Source organism: Sphingobacterium sp. CZ-2 (assembly GCF_004526235.1).
GTDB classification, from domain to species: domain Bacteria; phylum Bacteroidota; class Bacteroidia; order Sphingobacteriales; family Sphingobacteriaceae; genus Sphingobacterium; species Sphingobacterium tenebrionis.
The window spans coordinates 1596579-1614236 of the sequence record NZ_CP038159.1 but is presented as its reverse complement, the minus strand read 5'-3'; the positions used below and the strand labels follow the sequence as shown (position 1 = coordinate 1614236).

General features: G+C 40.9%; 17 protein-coding genes. 9 read left to right on the top strand and 8 right to left on the bottom strand.

Going from position 1 to position 17658, the window contains the following annotated elements; genetic code table 11:
• Nucleotides 1–28 precede the first annotated feature (28 nt).
• From E3D81_RS07280 to E3D81_RS17575, 5 genes are all read left to right on the top strand, one after another.
• Entirely contained in the window at nt 29–769 is a 741-nt protein-coding gene (locus tag E3D81_RS07280; protein WP_134776970.1) for a DUF4290 domain-containing protein, read from the top strand.
• Nucleotides 770–793: 24 nt separating this feature from the next.
• Nucleotides 794–2119 carry a UDP-N-acetylglucosamine 1-carboxyvinyltransferase gene (gene murA, locus E3D81_RS07275; RefSeq protein ID WP_134776969.1) on the top strand — a complete coding sequence of 442 codons (1326 nt, stop codon included), beginning with the start codon at nt 794–796 and terminating at the stop codon, nt 2117–2119.
• 125 nt (nt 2120–2244) lie between these two features.
• Nucleotides 2245–2880: a YceI family protein gene (locus tag E3D81_RS07270; protein ID WP_099365297.1), complete on the top strand. Its 636-nt coding sequence runs from the start codon at nt 2245–2247 to the stop codon at nt 2878–2880.
• A gap of 183 nt (nt 2881–3063) precedes the next feature.
• The gene (rlmH, locus tag E3D81_RS07265; protein WP_134776968.1) at nt 3064–3537 is read left to right on the top strand and encodes a 23S rRNA (pseudouridine(1915)-N(3))-methyltransferase RlmH; all 474 of its coding nucleotides are present in this window, start codon (nt 3064–3066) and stop codon (nt 3535–3537) included.
• A gap of 174 nt (nt 3538–3711) precedes the next feature.
• Complete coding sequence (locus E3D81_RS17575; RefSeq protein ID WP_257213667.1) at nt 3712–3843, top strand: hypothetical protein; 132 nt, start codon at nt 3712–3714, stop codon at nt 3841–3843.
• Nucleotides 3844–4274: 431 nt separating this feature from the next.
• Here E3D81_RS17575 and E3D81_RS07260 read toward each other — a convergent pair whose 3' ends face one another.
• Together E3D81_RS07260 and E3D81_RS07255 are read right to left on the bottom strand one after the other, a co-directional pair.
• Nucleotides 4275–4736, bottom strand: coding sequence for an NUDIX domain-containing protein (locus E3D81_RS07260; RefSeq protein ID WP_134776967.1), 462 nt, complete (start codon nt 4734–4736; stop codon nt 4275–4277).
• A 24-nt stretch (nt 4737–4760) separates the two neighbouring features.
• A complete protein-coding gene (locus E3D81_RS07255) occupies nt 4761–5498 on the bottom strand; it encodes a hypothetical protein (RefSeq protein WP_134776966.1) in 738 nt (245 codons plus the stop codon).
• Nucleotides 5499–5640: 142 nt separating this feature from the next.
• On the opposite strand from E3D81_RS07255, the gene E3D81_RS07250 reads away from it, so the two are divergent.
• Nucleotides 5641–8058, top strand: a complete 2418-nt coding sequence (locus tag E3D81_RS07250) for a thiamine pyrophosphate-dependent enzyme (protein WP_134776965.1) — start codon at nt 5641–5643, stop codon at nt 8056–8058.
• A 37-nt stretch (nt 8059–8095) separates the two neighbouring features.
• Here E3D81_RS07250 and E3D81_RS07245 read toward each other — a convergent pair whose 3' ends face one another.
• The 5 genes from E3D81_RS07245 to E3D81_RS07225 form a co-directional block, all read right to left on the bottom strand.
• Nucleotides 8096–8959 carry an ROK family protein gene (locus tag E3D81_RS07245; protein ID WP_134776964.1) on the bottom strand — a complete coding sequence of 288 codons (864 nt, stop codon included), beginning with the start codon at nt 8957–8959 and terminating at the stop codon, nt 8096–8098.
• Nucleotides 8949–10046, bottom strand: coding sequence for a chorismate synthase (gene aroC / locus E3D81_RS07240; protein WP_134776963.1), 1098 nt, complete (start codon nt 10044–10046; stop codon nt 8949–8951). The genes E3D81_RS07245 and aroC overlap by 11 nt, the downstream gene beginning before the upstream one ends.
• A gap of 117 nt (nt 10047–10163) precedes the next feature.
• The gene (gene aroA, locus E3D81_RS07235; RefSeq protein ID WP_134776962.1) at nt 10164–11417 is read right to left on the bottom strand and encodes a 3-phosphoshikimate 1-carboxyvinyltransferase; all 1254 of its coding nucleotides are present in this window, start codon (nt 11415–11417) and stop codon (nt 10164–10166) included.
• Nucleotides 11417–12523, bottom strand: coding sequence for a chorismate mutase (locus E3D81_RS07230; protein WP_099365305.1), 1107 nt, complete (start codon nt 12521–12523; stop codon nt 11417–11419). The genes aroA and E3D81_RS07230 overlap by 1 nt, the downstream gene beginning before the upstream one ends.
• A gap of 37 nt (nt 12524–12560) precedes the next feature.
• A complete protein-coding gene (locus tag E3D81_RS07225; RefSeq protein WP_099365306.1) occupies nt 12561–13391 on the bottom strand; it encodes a prephenate dehydratase in 831 nt (276 codons plus the stop codon).
• A gap of 663 nt (nt 13392–14054) precedes the next feature.
• Between E3D81_RS07225 and E3D81_RS07220 the strand changes: the two genes are divergently transcribed.
• The 3 genes from E3D81_RS07220 to E3D81_RS07210 are packed head-to-tail and all read left to right on the top strand — an operon-like array spanning nt 14055 to nt 16398.
• Nucleotides 14055–14933: an EamA family transporter gene (locus E3D81_RS07220; protein WP_134776961.1), complete on the top strand. Its 879-nt coding sequence runs from the start codon at nt 14055–14057 to the stop codon at nt 14931–14933.
• Complete coding sequence (locus tag E3D81_RS07215; protein WP_134776960.1) at nt 14930–15547, top strand: IMPACT family protein; 618 nt, start codon at nt 14930–14932, stop codon at nt 15545–15547. Before E3D81_RS07220 ends, E3D81_RS07215 begins: the two co-directional genes overlap by 4 nt.
• Nucleotides 15544–16398 carry a nucleoside phosphorylase gene (locus tag E3D81_RS07210; protein ID WP_134776959.1) on the top strand — a complete coding sequence of 285 codons (855 nt, stop codon included), beginning with the start codon at nt 15544–15546 and terminating at the stop codon, nt 16396–16398. Before E3D81_RS07215 ends, E3D81_RS07210 begins: the two co-directional genes overlap by 4 nt.
• Here E3D81_RS07210 and rodA read toward each other — a convergent pair.
• Nucleotides 16393–17658, bottom strand: coding sequence for a rod shape-determining protein RodA (gene rodA, locus E3D81_RS07205; protein ID WP_099365311.1), 1266 nt, complete (start codon nt 17656–17658; stop codon nt 16393–16395). The genes E3D81_RS07210 and rodA overlap by 6 nt on opposite strands.

The following is a 17658-nucleotide window of genomic DNA, read 5'->3' as shown; positions in this document are numbered from 1 at the left end:
AAATTACCTGTACGGTAAAACAATAAATATGATTTTTGACTATAACAGTACCAGACCTAAACTTATCCTAGCTGAATATGGTAGGAATGTGCAGAACATGGTCGATTACATCTGTACCTTAACAGATCGCGAAGAACGTAATCGCCTAGCACAAGTGGTCATTGATATGATGGGTGTTCTGAACCCGCATCTACGCGATGTATCGGATTTCAAACATAAACTATGGGACCATCTTTACATCATTTCTGATTTTAAGATCGATGTAGATTCGCCATACCCGATCCCGACCAAAGAAAATATCCACCACAAACCGGATTCCCTTAAATATCCGAACCATAATATCCGTTTCAAACATTATGGCTATACCGTGGAAGAGATGATCCGCAAAGCAAAAGCAGTTTCCAATGAAGAGGCTAGACAGAAAATGACAGTTGGCATCGCCAATTTCATGAAGATGGCCTACCTGACCTGGAACAAGGATTCCGTATCGGACGAACAGATCCTGAATGATCTTTCTTTATTGTCCAACGGCGAACTGTCCCTACCAGCGGATACGGTATTGACCAAGGTTGATTTCAAAACGCCGCCTCCAGGAAACAGGATGAAGAGCACAGGCGGTAGTTCGAGTTCTGGTGCTAGTCAACAGAACAACAACCAACGCAAATACAACAACAATAATAATAACAATAACAACAACAATAAGAAGATGTCGAATTCCAAACGCCCGATGAACAATCCGGGTGGAAGGAAGAATAATTACCAAAAATAATTCATCGACTACGCTATATATCTTATGAATGCATTCGAAATTCATGGTGGAAAACCATTGAAAGGGGAGATTGTTCCTCAGGGCGCGAAAAATGAAGCCCTACAGATTATTTCAGCCGTATTATTGACGGAAGAAAAAATGACCATCAGCAACATCCCCGATATTAAGGATGTGAACAAATTGATCGATTTATTGGCTGCCTTAGGGGTGAAGGTCAATAGAGTAAATCAGGATACCTACGAATTCGAAGCCAAGGACATCAATATCGATTATTTCCAATCGGAAGAATTCAAACGCAAAGGTGGAAGCTTAAGAGGTTCCATCATGATCGTTGGTCCTTTGTTGGCGAGATTCGGTAAAGCGGCTATTCCTAAACCAGGAGGTGACAAGATTGGTCGCCGCCGTTTGGATACCCATTTCTTGGGATTCGAAAAATTAGGGGCTAAGTTTGTTTATGATGCAGAAAACCACTTTTTCAATGTAGATGCTACCCAGTTGAAAGGAACTTACATCCTATTGGATGAAGCTTCTGTAACAGGTACGGCAAACATTGTCATGGCTGCGGTTTTGGCAAAAGGAACAACTACGATCTACAATGCTGCTTGCGAGCCGTACCTACAGCAATTGTGTAAGATGTTGAACCGCATGGGGGCAAAAATCTCCGGAATCGGTTCTAATCTATTGACCATTGAAGGGGTAGAGCGTTTAGGTGGTACGGAGCATAGAATGTTGCCGGATATGATCGAAATCGGTTCTTTCATTGGTCTAGCGGCAATGACTGGATCCGAGATCACGATCAAGGATGTGTGTTTCCAGGAATTGGGTATTATCCCAACGGTATTTTCACGCTTAGGAATCAAATTTGAGCTTCGTGGCGACGATATATTCATTCCTGCGCAGGATCATTACGAAATCGACACCTTTATTGATGGGTCGATCCTGACAATTTCTGATGCTCCATGGCCAGGTTTTACGCCAGATTTGTTGAGTATCTGTTTGGTAACCGCTATCCAGGCGAAAGGAAATGTCTTGATCCACCAGAAGATGTTCGAAAGCCGTTTGTTCTTTGTGGATAAATTGATCGATATGGGTGCTCAGATCATTCTTTGTGATCCACACCGTGCAACCGTGATTGGATTGAACAAACAAACGAAATTACGTGGTATAGAAATGACCTCTCCGGATATTCGTGCCGGGGTTTCGCTATTGATCGCCGCATTGTCTGCTCAAGGAAAATCAACGATCTATAACATTGAACAGATCGAAAGAGGATACCAAAATATTGAGGAAAGGTTGAAAGCTTTAGGGGCGGATATCCGTCGTGTAGAAGCGCAACCTGCCGGACATTAATTATTTTTACATCGTAGTTTAAAAATACGATTGTCGGATTAATGTTAAAAAAAGTTCAAAGGGTTGCCCATATAAAAGGGCAACCCTATTTTTGTGCCATTAATTAAATGTTTCAACATATAAAAATGAGAAAAATCACATTATTATCAGCTATCGCTGCTCTTGTATTAGCATCTTGTGCTGGAAACCCTGAAGGTAAAAAAGCGGAAACCAAAGATTCAGTTGCCGTAGAAAACACTACTGCTGTTGCAGGATCGGTTTACAATGTAGACACTACTGCTTCTAAATTGGTTTGGAAAGGTACTAAAGTAACTGGTGCACACACAGGTACTGTAAACATCAAATCTGGATCGATCACTGTTGATGCTGGTAAATTAACTGGCGGAAACTTTGTATTGGATATGAACAGCATCAGCTCTACTGACTTGGAAGGTGAATACAAACAAAAATTGGATGGCCACTTGAAAGCTGATGATTTCTTCGCTGTTGCGACTCATCCGGAGGCTTCATTCACAATTACAGAGGTTAAAGCAGGTGCAACTGATCAAGATTTAGTGATTTCTGGAAACTTAGTGATCAAAGGAATCAGCAAAAACATCACTTTTGATGCTAAAGTAACAGAAGCAACAGAAACTGATGTTAAAGCAACAGCTAACTTCAATATTGAGCGTGCTCAATGGGGAGTGAACTATGCAGGTAAAGAAGATGATTTGATTTCTAAAGAGATCAACTTTGACGTTACTTTGGTAGCTAAAAAATAAATAGCTTTTAAGGGATTTTGAAAGGTAAGCTAATGCGCTTTTAATAATCTTGGTTAGGCTTTAGGAATATGAGGCAATCCTTTTCATAAAGGGTTGCCTTTTTTGTTTATTTTTGGGCTTGGGATGGTTGATGATGCAGTTGGATGGAAAGGGTGGAAATATATTTGATTTAATTTACTTAGAATGAAAATTACGTTGGTCTGTATTGGAAAGACAGATGATAGACATATTTTGGATGGAATTGAAGTGTATACTAAGCGCTTGAAACATTATTGTAATTTTCAATTGCAGGTGATTCCGGATTTGAAGAATGTGAAGAACTTGAGCCAGGAACAGCAGAAGGAAAAAGAGGGAGCTTTGTTATTGAAGAGCGTGAGCAATCAGGATTTCGTGATTTTATTGGATGAACGGGGGAAGGAATTGAGTTCTGTGGAGTTTTCGGCTTTTTTGGAGAAGCAGATGGTTTCCAGTGTGTCGAGTTTGGTGTTGTTGATCGGCGGGCCATATGGGTTTTCGGAGGAGGTTTACAATAGGGGGAATTATAAACTTTCTTTGTCACGGATGACCTTTTCGCACCAGATGATCAGGATGTTTTTTGTGGAGCAGTTGTATCGGGCTTATACGATCATGAGGGGGGAGCCATATCATCATGAGTAGATAGGTTGAAGGATTTTATTGAGGGGGATTGCTGGGTTTTGAGGAGAGAGATGATAGTTTTTGCATAAGGGGAATCTTGGTTGTTGGTAATTTTTGAAGAAATTTTGTGTAAATTAGGGTTTGATTGCATCTAAGAATTAAATCATTCAAGAATTAAATAAGAAAGGGAGTGTTATGGATTTAGATAAATTTAAAAGAGATTATAAGTATAAGAGTCAAGAAGGGGCACATGGTGGTGATGTCAATAAATGGATAATCATTATTGGTGGTGCTGTGGTAGTGGCTTTGGCTTATTTTTTTAGGTAGGAGTTTTTTTAAGTAAGAGCTCTTTCGGCTAGGACTCTCGTCCTGTCTACCATCTCGTCATTGCGACATTATCGTCATTGCGACATTTTCGTCATTGCGAGGAACGAAGCAATCTTTCGACTTAAATAAAGATTGCTTCGTTCCTCGCAATGACGTTTTTTTTCCTTTTAAGATATCTGCCATCAAAAAAACCTCACTACAACCTCACTACAACTTCAAAAATACCTCGAAAACACCTCAAAAAACTTCAAAAAAATAAGGCGATACGGGGAGTATCGCCTTAAAATCACACTAACTATTAATAAAACCCTATAGAACTAGGTGTTTTCAAAACATAAATCTTGAATTTGGATTCTCATCTCATCTCCAAGACCTACTGTAAAAGTAAAAACCTTTTGTTATAATATCAAATAAAAGTTGCAACATTTATATTATAATTTGATTTTATCTGCAACTTTTAAAAATTCTAACCAAGCAACTTGATCCGTTTTAAACGTAAAATCTTTCGCCTGTAATACCTTTAAAGGAATCAAACGAAAGGATTGTAACTTACCTTCAATAGACTCCTCCCGAAAATCAAAAACTTCCGTCCTAATCTTTAAATCTACCTCATTCAAACACCTCACCTGGTAGTAAATGGAAATTATCTGGCTCTCGTTAAAGCTCGATTTCTCCCAAAAATCGGTTGTATAGATGTGTCTCACCACTTCTATCTCCATCCCCGTCTCTTCCTGATACTCTCTTTTAAGGGCGTCTAACAGACCTTCCCCATATTCTAGTCCTCCACCAGGAAACTTCGTGAATGAAACGTTTTCGGTGCGCTCATCACTGATCAATACCTCTCCACGCTCATTCACCAGGATGCCATACACCCGGACATTGAATAAATACATATTATTATTAAATTTTTATTTGGACTATAAGGGTTGAAAACCCGATTCAACCGCTTCCGAATCTAATCCAACCAATGAATAATGTTTTGGTAGAAACCAGGAAATGGTATTCATCGCCTGCTGATATTCCCGCTCATTCGCAAAGTTCTTTGGCGTAAGATTCAGCACCAGATCCTGCGAAACTTTTTCTTCATCGGTATAATTCCTCGCGATCAACATGACCATCGGATTTCGAACGCCTGAATATTGTAGGAATTCACTCATATGTCGCCTCACATAGGCAGGTAGGATCTCCTCGGATGGTTGACCAACAAGGATCTCCTCATCGCTTCCGATTGCAAAATCACCCGTGTTCTTGGAAAATAGGCTCTCATCGGTGTAATATTCGCCATTCAATTCCAGGTTCAACAGATCCCCATAACTGAACATCCAATCCGGCTGCTCCTTATGGGTATTGATCGCCACCCCAAATCCGCTTTTTAATAAGGTCGAAAGTTTATTTTTTATCACATAGGCATGGAAATTCTCCCCATTGGCCACCGTTTTCAGGTTAAAGTAGGGGAAGCCCTCCGTACTCATAATGATCTCAGGTTCGGCTACCTGTAAATTCGCTTCGGAAATATTTTCAATAAAGGCTGCAATCCATTTCCCATCCCGTTCGGGCAAAGGGATCTCTAATAGGTTGTTGACAGCAATGGTTTTCTCTAGATCACCAAAATTTCCTGCGCCGTTGCTAGCATCAAAAAAATGGATATTACTCATGTTAAAATAAAAATACGGCTAAAAGTAGTGAATAAAGTCCTAATGTTAAGTGATTAATTCAAATTACATGGGATTAAACCTCTCTTCGGATTAAGATATACAGGTTTATTTTATTACTTTTGTTAAAACAGGAAACACTTTAATGTCAGATTTAAACGCGACAAGACCAGTGCAATTTAATTCAGAGAAAATTAGTTATGAGGAATTCCGCCAGGTCCTTATAGACGATTATAAACTAGCCGTTCAAAGCCGTATCGTAAGTTTGTTGGGAAGGAAAGAAGTGCTGACCGGGAAAGCAAAGTTTGGGATTTTTGGCGACGGAAAAGAATTAGCACAAATTGCTTTATCCAAGGTTTTCAAACCTGGAGATTGGCGTTCTGGGTATTACCGGGATCAAACCTTAGCATTTGCCTTAGGCATCAGCAGTATCTATCATTTCTTTTCCCAATTGTATTCCAATCCCGACCTTTCCGCTGATACTTCCTCCGGAGGTAGGCAGATGGTGGCCCATTTCTCCACGAAATTATTGGATGAGGATGGCGAATGGTTGGATCAGACCGCTCAGGTCAACTCCTTTTCGGATGTATCTACTACAGGTGGGCAGATGGCCAGAATTCTCGGCCTCGGCTTAGCCTCTAAACTATATCGTAACAATCCAGGGCTTTCACACAGTGAAAAGTTTACCAAAGATGGTCAGGAAGTAATCTTCTGTACCATTGGAAATGCATCTACCTCAGAAGGTGTGTTCTGGGAGACGGTGAATGCCGCTGGGGTAAAGCAGATTCCAGTCGTGATCTCCATTTGGGATGATGGCTATGGGATTTCGGTTCCTAATGAAATTCAAACAACCAAAGGGGATATTTCCAACGTGTTGAGGGGATTTCAGGAGGATGAGTCAGGACAAGGCTACCAGATCTTTAAGGTCAAAGGATGGGATTATGCCGGGCTTTGTGAGGTGTACGAAAAGGCTGCAGAATATGCTCGTGAGCATTGCAAACCATGTTTGGTGCATGTCTATGAAATGACCCAACCTCAGGGACACTCTTCCTCGGGTTCGCATGAAAGATATAAATCTCCCGAACGATTGACTTGGGAGACGGATTTTGATTGTAATGACCGCATGCGGGAATGGATGTTGAGTTCGGGTATTGCAGATGAAGAGGAATTAAAACAGATTGAATCAGAGGCCAAGGATTTTGTTCGACAAGAACAGAAACGTGCCTGGTCAGATTATAAAAAGACCTTACAGGTTGATCTAACGGAAGCCATTGAACTGCTTCAGGGGATCAATCACCACGCAGTGGAAATACCTTTGAAAACCTTATTGTCTATTACAGAGCCTTCTCTAAAGGAGGTTTATGTCAATGTTAGAAGGGTGATCAGGGAGTTGCGCGGTGTGGAGGTTGCTGGAAAAGAAGAGTTATTGGCTTGGTACAAAAAAAGTCAGGAGCTTAATAGTTTCCGCTTCAACGATAAGTTGTATTCTTCTACACAGCATTCTCCGCTAAAGGTGGAGGAGATTCCTGCAAACTATGATGCAGATGCGGCTATCGTAGATGGTAGGGAAGTTCTGAATGCCTGCTTCCGAGCTAATTTTGATAAGGATGCTCGTTTATTGGCATTTGGAGAAGATGTAGGGAAAATTGGAGATGTGAACCAAGGTTTTGCTGGACTACAGGAGGAATTTGGTGAACAACGTATATTTGATACTGGAATTCGGGAGACTGCCATTATTGGAAAGGGTATTGGGCTTGCGGTACGTGGTTTCAGACCGATTGCTGAGATCCAATACCTCGATTATCTGATCTACGCATTTCCTGTATTGAGTGATGATCTGGCAAGCTTGAGCTATCGGACTAAAGGTCAGCAGAAGGCGCCTTTGATCGTGAGAACGAGGGGGCACCGTTTAGAAGGGATCTGGCATTCGGGTTCTCCGATGTCAGTTTTATTGGGCGGGCTTCGCGGAGTGCATATCTGTGTACCAAGGAACATGACGCAAGCTGCTGGTATGTACAATACCTTATTAAAAGGGGATGAACCAGCATTGGTCATCGAATGCTTGAATGGGTACCGTTTGAAAGAAAAAATGCCTGCAAATATTGGTGATTTCACCGTGCCGATCGGCAAGGCAGAGCTGTTAAGGGAAGGATCTGATATCACGGTTGTTTCTTATGGCTCTACGTTAAGGATCGTTCAGGAGGCTGCATTGGAATTGGATAAGGTCGGAATTTCGATTGAAATTATCGACGCACAATGTCTACAACCTTTTGATAGGGAAGCTATTTCAGCAAAATCATTGGAGAAGACCAATAGATTATTGGTTGTCGATGAGGATTTTCCAGGAGGGGCATCAGCGTTCATTACCCATGAGATTTTAGAAAAACAAGGTGGTTATTACTTCCTGGATGCTAAACCTAGGACTTTGACCGCTAAAGCACATAGACCGCCATACGGATCAGATGGTGATTACTTCACTAAACCTGCTGTAGATGATGTGGTAGAAACTGCTTATCAGATCATGTCTGAAAGCAATCCAAAAAAATATCCTCCTTTGTTCTAAGGAGGATATTTTCCGATTTAAGATTTAATTACCTGATTTATTGTTCTTCGTTTGAAAATAGGGAAGCAGCACCAATAATGGCCGCATGTTCCTGGTATTTGCCTATAGAGATGTCCAAACCTTTCAAAAGGGATTTATCTTTAAAAATAAGATCCCATGCCTTTACGATATTTCCGCCGATTATCAAATGCTTACATTGATGCTTTTGGCTAAAGAAATGGAGGAAGCTGGCTAGGTTTTGACTATATTCTTTTAATAATTGATCAACTTCTGCGCCTTTGTTGTTCTCCAAAATCTCACGCAACCCTTTTTCTGATTTTCCGGTCAATTCCTCAAATCTTTTGGTGAACCAACGGGTTACCAAATATTCTTCATAGATGGAATCCTTATAGACTGTGTTCCATAGATCCGCATCGAATGCCTTTTCGCCATTCCGCCAAACAGCCGATCCCAATCCTGTTCCTAGAGTTACCCCCAGGACACAATCTTTATGTTCCAGTCTACCTCCGAAAACTTCACCCTGTAAAAATGCCGCAGCATCGTTGATGTAACGAATATGGAGGTTTTCATCTCCGATTCCCTCTATAATAGGATCTGTTACCGGAACTTTATAAATGCTATCGTATTTTGCCTGTCCCTTCATCAGCGGGATTCCCTTTTCATAATCAAAGGGACCGGGTGCTGCAATGCCGATTTGGGTCACTTGGGATTCCATTTTGGCCAAGCAGTTTTTCATGTTGGAGGTCCATTCTTGAAAAATCGATTTAGCATTTTGCAGCGAATTAACATGCGAACGCGTGATAGTTTTTTCAATAATTGTCCATGTCGACCTGTCGACAATAGCAGATGTAATATGTGACCCCCCGATATCGCAGGATAGTATATAGTCGCTAATAGGCATTATTTAAATAAGCATTATGTTTCAATAGGTGATCTGCAATCACCAATGCAGCCATCGCTTCCACGATGATCACAGCACGAGGTACCACGCAAGGATCATGACGTCCCTTGCCCGAGATTGTAGCCTCTTGGCCTTCCTCATTTATTGTTGCTTGATCACGCATGATGGTTGCCACAGGTTTAAATGCAGTTTTAAAGGTAATATCCATGCCGTTGGAAATGCCGCCTTGGATACCACCAGAAAAATTGGTTAATGTTTTTACTTTAGCATCTTCGTTGACAAATATATCATTATGTTCTGAACCTTTCATAAAGGAACCTTCAAAACCTGAACCATATTCAAAACCATGCACTGCATTGATCCCCATCATTGCCTTGGCAAGATCGGCATGCAGTTTGTCGAATACCGGCTCACCTAAACCCACTGGTACATTGCGGATTATGGTAGATATTCTTCCGCCAACGGTATCCCCATTTTTACGAATGCCATCGATGAATTCCGCCATTTCAGCTGCTGTTGCAGGGTCTGCGCAGCGAACAATATTTCCCTCTCTGATCTCCAATAGCGTAGAAAGGTTTGTAACATCGATATTTGGCGCTTCAATATGGCCAACACCAGAAACATGCGCGAATACTTCAATACCATGTTTCTTTAAGAATAGTTTTGCAATAGCTCCAGCGGCTACCCGAGCAGCAGTTTCGCGAGCAGATGAACGACCACCACCACGATAATCACGGATACCATACTTTTGTTGGTAGGTGTAATCGGCATGTGAAGGTCTGAATTTATCTTGGATATGCGAGTAATCTTTAGAGCGTTGATCCTCGTTGGGAATCACTATAGCAATCGGCGTTCCGGTAGATTTTCCTTCGAAAACTCCCGAAAGGATCTGAGCAGTATCGCTTTCCTTCCGTTGGGTAGTAATTTTAGATTGGCCTGGCCTACGCTTATCCAATTCCGATTGGATAAATTCCTCATCGATGTCGATTAATGATGGACAACCATCAATAATTACCCCGATAGCCTTCCCATGAGATTCACCAAAAGTGGTAATCTTAAAAATATCGCCAAAAGAATTTCCTGCCATAATGCTATAATGCCCGTAAATATATGAAAAATGATGTTAAATAATTTAGCCTATTAAATAAATAGCTTATTCTATAAAAATTGATTAGATCTTTGATCCTGATTCTTTAAAGATTGATTAGTCGTTGATCTCGAAACCTTGAGCCTTTAAATGCTTCCAGAATTCTGGGTAGGATTTTTCCACCACCATCGGTTCTTCGATGATCACCTCCGGAAATACCATGGCTAATGGTGCAAATGCCATCGCCATTCTATGGTCTTCATAGGTGCCAAAGGTTACTGTTTCGGGTGTAAATACAGCAGACGTTTTCAGGTGATAATCTTGTTGATCTTCCTCCAGCTGAGCGCCAAATTTGGCAATCTCTGTCTGTAAAGCCAAGATACGGTCTGTTTCTTTGATTTTTAAAGTTTCCAGGCCTGTAAAAGTAACATCCTTTTTCAAAGCAGCAGCAACTACAACAACAGTTTGCGCCAAATCGGGACATTCCTTAAAATCAAAATATGTCTTTTCAGAATCAAGCGTGGTTTTCCTTAAATGCAGGCCATCCTGCTCAAAACTAGACGACACACCGAAATGGCTCATGATCTCTACGATCGCCATATCACCTTGAAGGCTGTGTTCTTTTAGTCCAGGAAGGATGATATGCCCATTTTCGGATAAGGCGACGATAGCATACCAATAGGAGGCAGCGCTCCAATCAGGCTCTACATAGATGGTGGTTTCTTGGTAATCCTGCTTGGCGATATGGATCTGGTTTTCTGTAAACGAATAGTCTATCCCACATTCCTTCAACATTTCCAAGGTCATAGTTACATAAGGTCTTGAGGTCAGCTCCCCTTGGATATCTATTGTTAAACCTTTTTTGAGATTAGCAGCAATCAATAATAAGGATGAGATATATTGGCTGCTAACATTGCCTTGGATACTGATCTTTTCTTTTCCTTGGATCATTCCCCCTTCAATTTTTAAGGGCGGAAAGCCGCTCTTTTTTTGATAATGGATGTCAGCGCCCAAATCTTTCAAGGCATCAACCAAGATTCCGATCGGACGAAGTTGCATACGTTCAGTTCCAGTTAAGATAAAGTTTCCTTTTATCAGGTTCAGGTAGGAGGTAAGAAACCTCATCGCTGTACCAGCAGGGCCAATATCGATCAACGTTTCGTTGGAAGAAGATGCATTGGAAGCCAAGGTCAGAGCAGCATTCAAAGTTACTGTGTCAGCAGCTTCTGAAAGGTTTTCAACCTTCACCAAGCCCTTGCTCAATGCTTGGATAATAAGAGCACGGTTGCTCTCTGACTTTGAGCCAGTAAGTTGAACCGTGCCTTTTATATTTTTGGATGGGTGTTTTACAACAATGCTTTCCGCAGTCATTAGGCCTCCGTCACAGTTTTTGTGTTCATCACCTCATTTTGCTTACGGATAGATTCGTTGTGCAATAACTCTAGGTATTTCACGGTGAATTCCTCGCTCAGGTTCAATGCTTTTGCCAATTGAACACGTTTCTGAACAATCTCATCCCAACGGTTCACCTGAAGGATCGTTACGTTGTTATCTCTTTTAACTTCACCGATCTTCTCTGCAATCTTCATACGGTCGCCGATCTGTTTGATCAAAAGGTCATCGATCTTATCGATCTGCTTACGTAATTCAGCCAACTTATCCTCGAAAATAGGGTTGTTGGATTCTGGTTTACGAACAGAAAGATTGTCCAATAGTTCAGCTAAGCCTGCTGGCGTAACCTGTTGTTTGGCATCAGTCCAAGCTACCGAAGGATCGATATGTGATTCAATGATCAATCCTTGCATATCCATGTCCATCGCTTTTTGGGTCACGTAAGGAATCAGCTCACGGTTACCACAGATATGGCTAGGGTCGTTGATGATCGGAAGATCAGGAGCAATCGTTTTTAATTGGATGGCAAGATCCCACATCGGTTCATTACGGAAAGCTGTTTTCTCGTAAGAAGAGAATCCACGGTGGATCGCAGCCAATTTTTTGATACCCGCTCTGTTCACACGCTCAAGCGCACCGATCCATAGAGACAAATCAGGGTTTACCGGGTTTTTAACCAATACAGGAACATCTACACCTTGAAGCGCATCAGCGATTTCCTGAACAGTGAATGGGTTTGCCGTCGAACGGGCACCGATCCAAAGTACATCTACGCCAGCTGCCAAGGCTTCTTCCACGTGTTTTGCTGTAGCAACTTCAGTAGCCGTTAACAATCCGGTTTCTTCTTTAGCACGTTTCAACCATTCCAAACCGATGCTTCCGATACCTTCGAATTCTCCTGGACGCGTACGTGGTTTCCAGATTCCGGCACGTAATACATTCACTTTTCCAGTGTTGGCCAACAAATGTGCAGTGGATACCAATTGCTCTTCTGTCTCTGCACTACATGGTCCCGCGATGATTAATGGTTTATCCCCTGTGTCTAACCAAGATTTTAAAGGAAGGATGTCTAATGAATGTTTCATTGTATGTTGTCTTTAATTTTTACGTATTTAATTAGATTTAGATTTTTTCGTTTTTCACATATTCACCCATGATACTGAAGTTCACGGTATGTTTTAGGACCTTGCGGATGGCAGCATCATAATCCGACTGCTTTTTCCATTCCACATCCACATAAAAGTCGTATTCGTTCCTACGTCCAACCACTGGCATGGATTGGATCTTACTCAAGTTTACATTCTGCTCTGCAAAACATTGCAACACAGAGGCCAAGGCGCCAATCGCATGAGAAGTCTGGAAAGAAATAGATGCTTTGTTTGCATTTTTCTGTTCCTCCAAGTCGTTGGATAGAATCAAGAAACGGGTGGAGTTTTTCTTATTGGTTTCGATCCTTTTTTCCAGGATCTGTAAACCGTATAGTTTTGCAGCAGCTTCAGAAGCAATCGCTGCGGTGTTTGTCAACTTATCATCCAATATTTTTTTAGCACATGCAGCGGTATCCATTCCCTCTTTTATCGTCCATTCAGGATGCTCGGAAAGGAATTCATCACATTGGCGGATAGCGATAGGGTGGGACTCTACATAATGTATATCAGAAAGCTTAACCCCTGGAAGCGCCAATAAATGTTGCTGAATGTTCAGATGGACCTCACCAATAATATGGAATCGGTAATCCCTCAGGAGGTTGTAGTTTGGCAGGATGCTACCTGCAATCGAGTTTTCAATCGCCATTACCACGTAGTCTGCTTTTCCTTGTTTCAACATTTCGCAAGTCTGTTTGAAAGAGGTACATTCCAATGTTTCGATCTCCGTACCGAAATACTTGTATGCTGCTTCTTCGTGAAAGGATGCTTTAACTCCTTGGATGGCTATTCTTGTTTTCTCGCTCATTTTAAATTTTACTGTGTTGTTTATTGTTGAATGCTTTGCTGGATGCCAAAAAAAAGGTCCCAAACTTTACATTTGGGACCTCATATATCGCTTCCGATACCATATACTAGTCCCTGCTCTTATCATAAAAATAAAAGAACCAAAAGTTTGTATATGTGTATTGTTTGTGCATTCCCGTTTAATTTGAGTCAAATATAGAGCTAATCTCCATATCTGCAAAATATTTTTTCAAAAAAATTGATTTTTAGTCAAAAAATATGGATAAAAAACATGAATAAAATAGTATGAAAACAGTTAAAAATATCAATAAAAAATGATTAAAAATTCATTGAAAACATTGTAATTTATATATTTATAAATTGTTAAAATAATCATAATCCTCTATTTTATAATATTTTATGAAATATTTAAGTTTTAATATAACAAAAAAATATCTTTAAAAATTACTGTAAAAAACATTAAAAAAAACACCAAAAAATCATACTAAAAAAGAATAAAAATACTTGTTTAAAATAATTAAAATCATCAGCTTAATTACCATGATTTAATGTCATATTTCCATATATAAATGTTCGAAACCCTCAATTTCCAACCCCAACCCCCAACTGATAAATAAATAATTAGGATAAGCTTATATTTGCGGAGTCAAAATACATTATCCGTATGATCTATGTACTTTTAAGTGTACTCTGTTCCGTTACAGTAGCCGTTATCATCAAATTGGCGAAACAAAAAGGCGTCAATTACTTGCAGCTTCTGGTCTGGAACTATCCGATGGCACTCTTATTAACCTATTTGGTTTTAAAACCGGCAATCATCCCTTGGCAAAAAGAACTGCCTTGGCATTTATACCTTCCATTAGGCTTTTTATTACCCGCCATCTTCATTTGCATTGCTATGTCCATTCGCTATGGCGGAATTGTAAAAACAGAGGTCGCCCAACGTTTATCCCTTTTCATCCCCTTAATAGCCGCATTTTTATGGATGGGTGAGGAGGTCGTACCAACCAAATTGATCGGGATTTCAGTCGGTATTTTGGCCATTATCTTCTCCATCGGATGGAACAAAAAAGATAGCAGCCTAACAAGTAACACACAAAACAACTCCACAGATAACACCTGGATATTCCCTTTATCCGTCTTTTTCGGAATGGGGATCATCGATATCCTTTTCAAGCAAGTCGCCCAATCAGCAGAAATCACCTATATGTCCTCCCTTTGGATCGTATTTGTCCTGGCCTTGGGCTTTGCCATACTCTTTCTAACCTATCTGCTCCTTATTAAGAAACAAGCCTTGGATCTAAAATCCATAGCCTATGGATTAATACTCGGGATGTTCAACTTTGGCAATATCGTATTCTATATGAAGGCACATCGCGCCTTGCCAGACAACCCATCCATCGTATTTACGGGCATGAATATCGGGGTAATCTCCGTAGGCGCTTTGGTTGGTGTCCTTCTTTTCCGCGAGAAACTTAGCAATTCCAATAAAATTGGGGTATTTTTGGCTTTAATTTCCGTTTTATTAATTGCATTTCTGTGAGTTTATTTGAAGATACCTATCGGACCATTGAATCGCCCTCGGAAGGGATTTTCCGCGACAAGGGCTCCAAGTTCATTGCCTATGCCTATCCCTTCAGGGATGAATCCAGCCTGAAGGATATCATTGCCGATCTGAAAAGCCAGCACCCCAAAGCCAGGCATCATTGCTATGCCTATCGATTAACCCCCGACCGCAATGTCTTTCGCATCAACGACGATGGCGAACCTTCCGGTACAGCCGGAAGACCAATCCTGAACGTCCTGCTTTCCCAGGACATCACCAATGTGCTCGTGGTTGTTGTACGCTATTTTGGCGGAACCCTATTGGGTGTACCCGGTTTGATCAATGCCTACAAAACCGCTACCCAGGAAGCACTCCAGGTAGCAAACATTATAGAACTCACCGTAAATGATGTCTACGAGATCCAATTTGATTATGTACAGATGAATGATGTCATGCGGATCATGAAAGATGCAGATTTACAGTTATTAAACCAAGAATTTGATTTGAATTGCAAATTGCAGTTTGAAATTCGTAAATTACATGTGAACGAAGTCCTGGGGAAACTTGAAAAAGTAGCGGACTTAAAAATCACTTACTTACGAACGATATGATTAACGATTCTGAATTAATTCTTAATGCAGATGGCAGTATCTACCATCTTAACCTAAAACCAGAAGACATTGCCGATACCATCATCTTTGTAGGAGATCCCGACAGGGTGCCCGAAGTATCCAAATATTTTGATGATATCGAAATCCGAAAGGGAAAAAGGGAATTCATTACCCATACCGGTCATGTGAATGGTAAGCGATTGACTGTTATCTCCACCGGCATAGGAACAGATAATATCGATATCGTTTTGAATGAATTGGATGCCCTATTGAACTTTGATTTTGAAACCAGGAACCTGAAATCGGAGATTAAATCGCTCGACATTATCCGGATCGGAACATCCGGCTCCATACAAGGAAATATTGCCATGGGTACCATCTTGGCCAGCGAATATGCCATTGGTTTTGATACCCTCATGCAGTATTATCAAAAGCCGTATAACAGCAAGGAATTAGAAATCCAAGAGGCTGTCATCGAAAAATTCCATGACCTTACTTTTAAACCTTATGTAGCGCATGCCTCCGAAAGGCTCTTGAAGAAATTTGCGCATGATATTCCAAAGGGAGTAACCATGACCGCGCCGGGATTTTATGGGCCACAAGGAAGAAACCTACGTTCGCAAAATACCTATCCCCATCTCATCAAGCAGGCCAATACCTTCAAGGTCAATGGCTATCAAATTACCAATCTGGAGATGGAAACAGCGGGAATATATGCACTCAGCAATATGTTAGGACATCATGCGATCTCCATTAACGCCATCCTAGCCAGTCGGGTAAATGAAACCTTCGCCAGCAATCCCAAGGAGATTGTGGACAAGGCTATCCGAATGGTACTCGATAGGTTATAGCCCTTTTCTCGACGAGTCAAATCGAAGTAGAATAAACAATAAGATGGTGAATGACCATAGGGAAGAACCTCCATAGCTGATGAATGGTAATGGGATTCCGATTACAGGTACCAAACCTATGGTCATTCCTAGATTGATAAAGAAGTGGAAAAATAGGATAGAAGCCACCCCATAAGCATATATTCTAGCAAAGGCAGTCCTTTGCCTTTCAGCAATGTTTACTATGCGTAATAGTAGCGCCACATAGATCGAAATCAAGATAACCGAGCCCACAAAACCCCATTCTTCACCCACAGTACAAAAGATGAAATCGGTACTTTGCTCCGGTACAAAATTGTATTTCGTTTGGGTTCCTTGCAGATAGCCCTTTCCGAATAGTTGACCCGATCCAATTGCAATTTTCGATTGGTTTAGGTTATAGCCTTCCCCACGTAAATCCTCAATCTTTCCTAAAATAACATCAATACGGTTTCTTTGATGGGGTTTCAAGATCTGATTATAGGCAAAATCTACACTGAGGATATAGATGGATGAAAAGGCAAAAAATAAGGCTATATTGATTATATTCTTTCGCTTTTTACGCATCATAAAAGCAAAGAATCCACATATGAGGGCAATTATACCAATGAGAATCCATTGGTTGATCAATAAAGCCAGAACAAACAGCAGAATGGCCAATCCCCCGATAATCAAAACCGATGAACCGATATAACCCTCCCTATAAAAAACAAAGATCAAGGAAAAGAAAACCAAGGCTGAGCCGGTATCTTTCTGTAGCATAACCAAAGCGATCGGAAGAAATACAATTGCCGCACCAATCATCAAGGTTTTCATGTTGGGCGTTTTATTGGTTTGATTGCTGAGGTAATAGGCCAACAATAAACAGGTCGCCAACTTTCCGAATTCAGAAGGTTGTAACCTGAAGCTTCCCAATGGTATCCATGATTGATTTCCACCAACACTTCGTCCAACTACCAAGGTCGCTATGAGGAGCAATATCACCAGGATATAGATAATAGGAGCCGAAGAGATAAAGAACCGGGAATCAATAATTAAAATACAGATTCCGATGATCAGGGCAGTAAAAATATAGATTGATTGTTTTCCGTAATTCGTTGCCAAATTGAACAACCCCGGATTTTCTGCATCATAAACTGCCGCATGGATGTTGAACCATCCGATCAAGCATAGGGTCATCCATAGACCAATGGTAATCCAGTCAATCCGCCCAAAGAAACTCTTATTCTGTAAATTATTCAT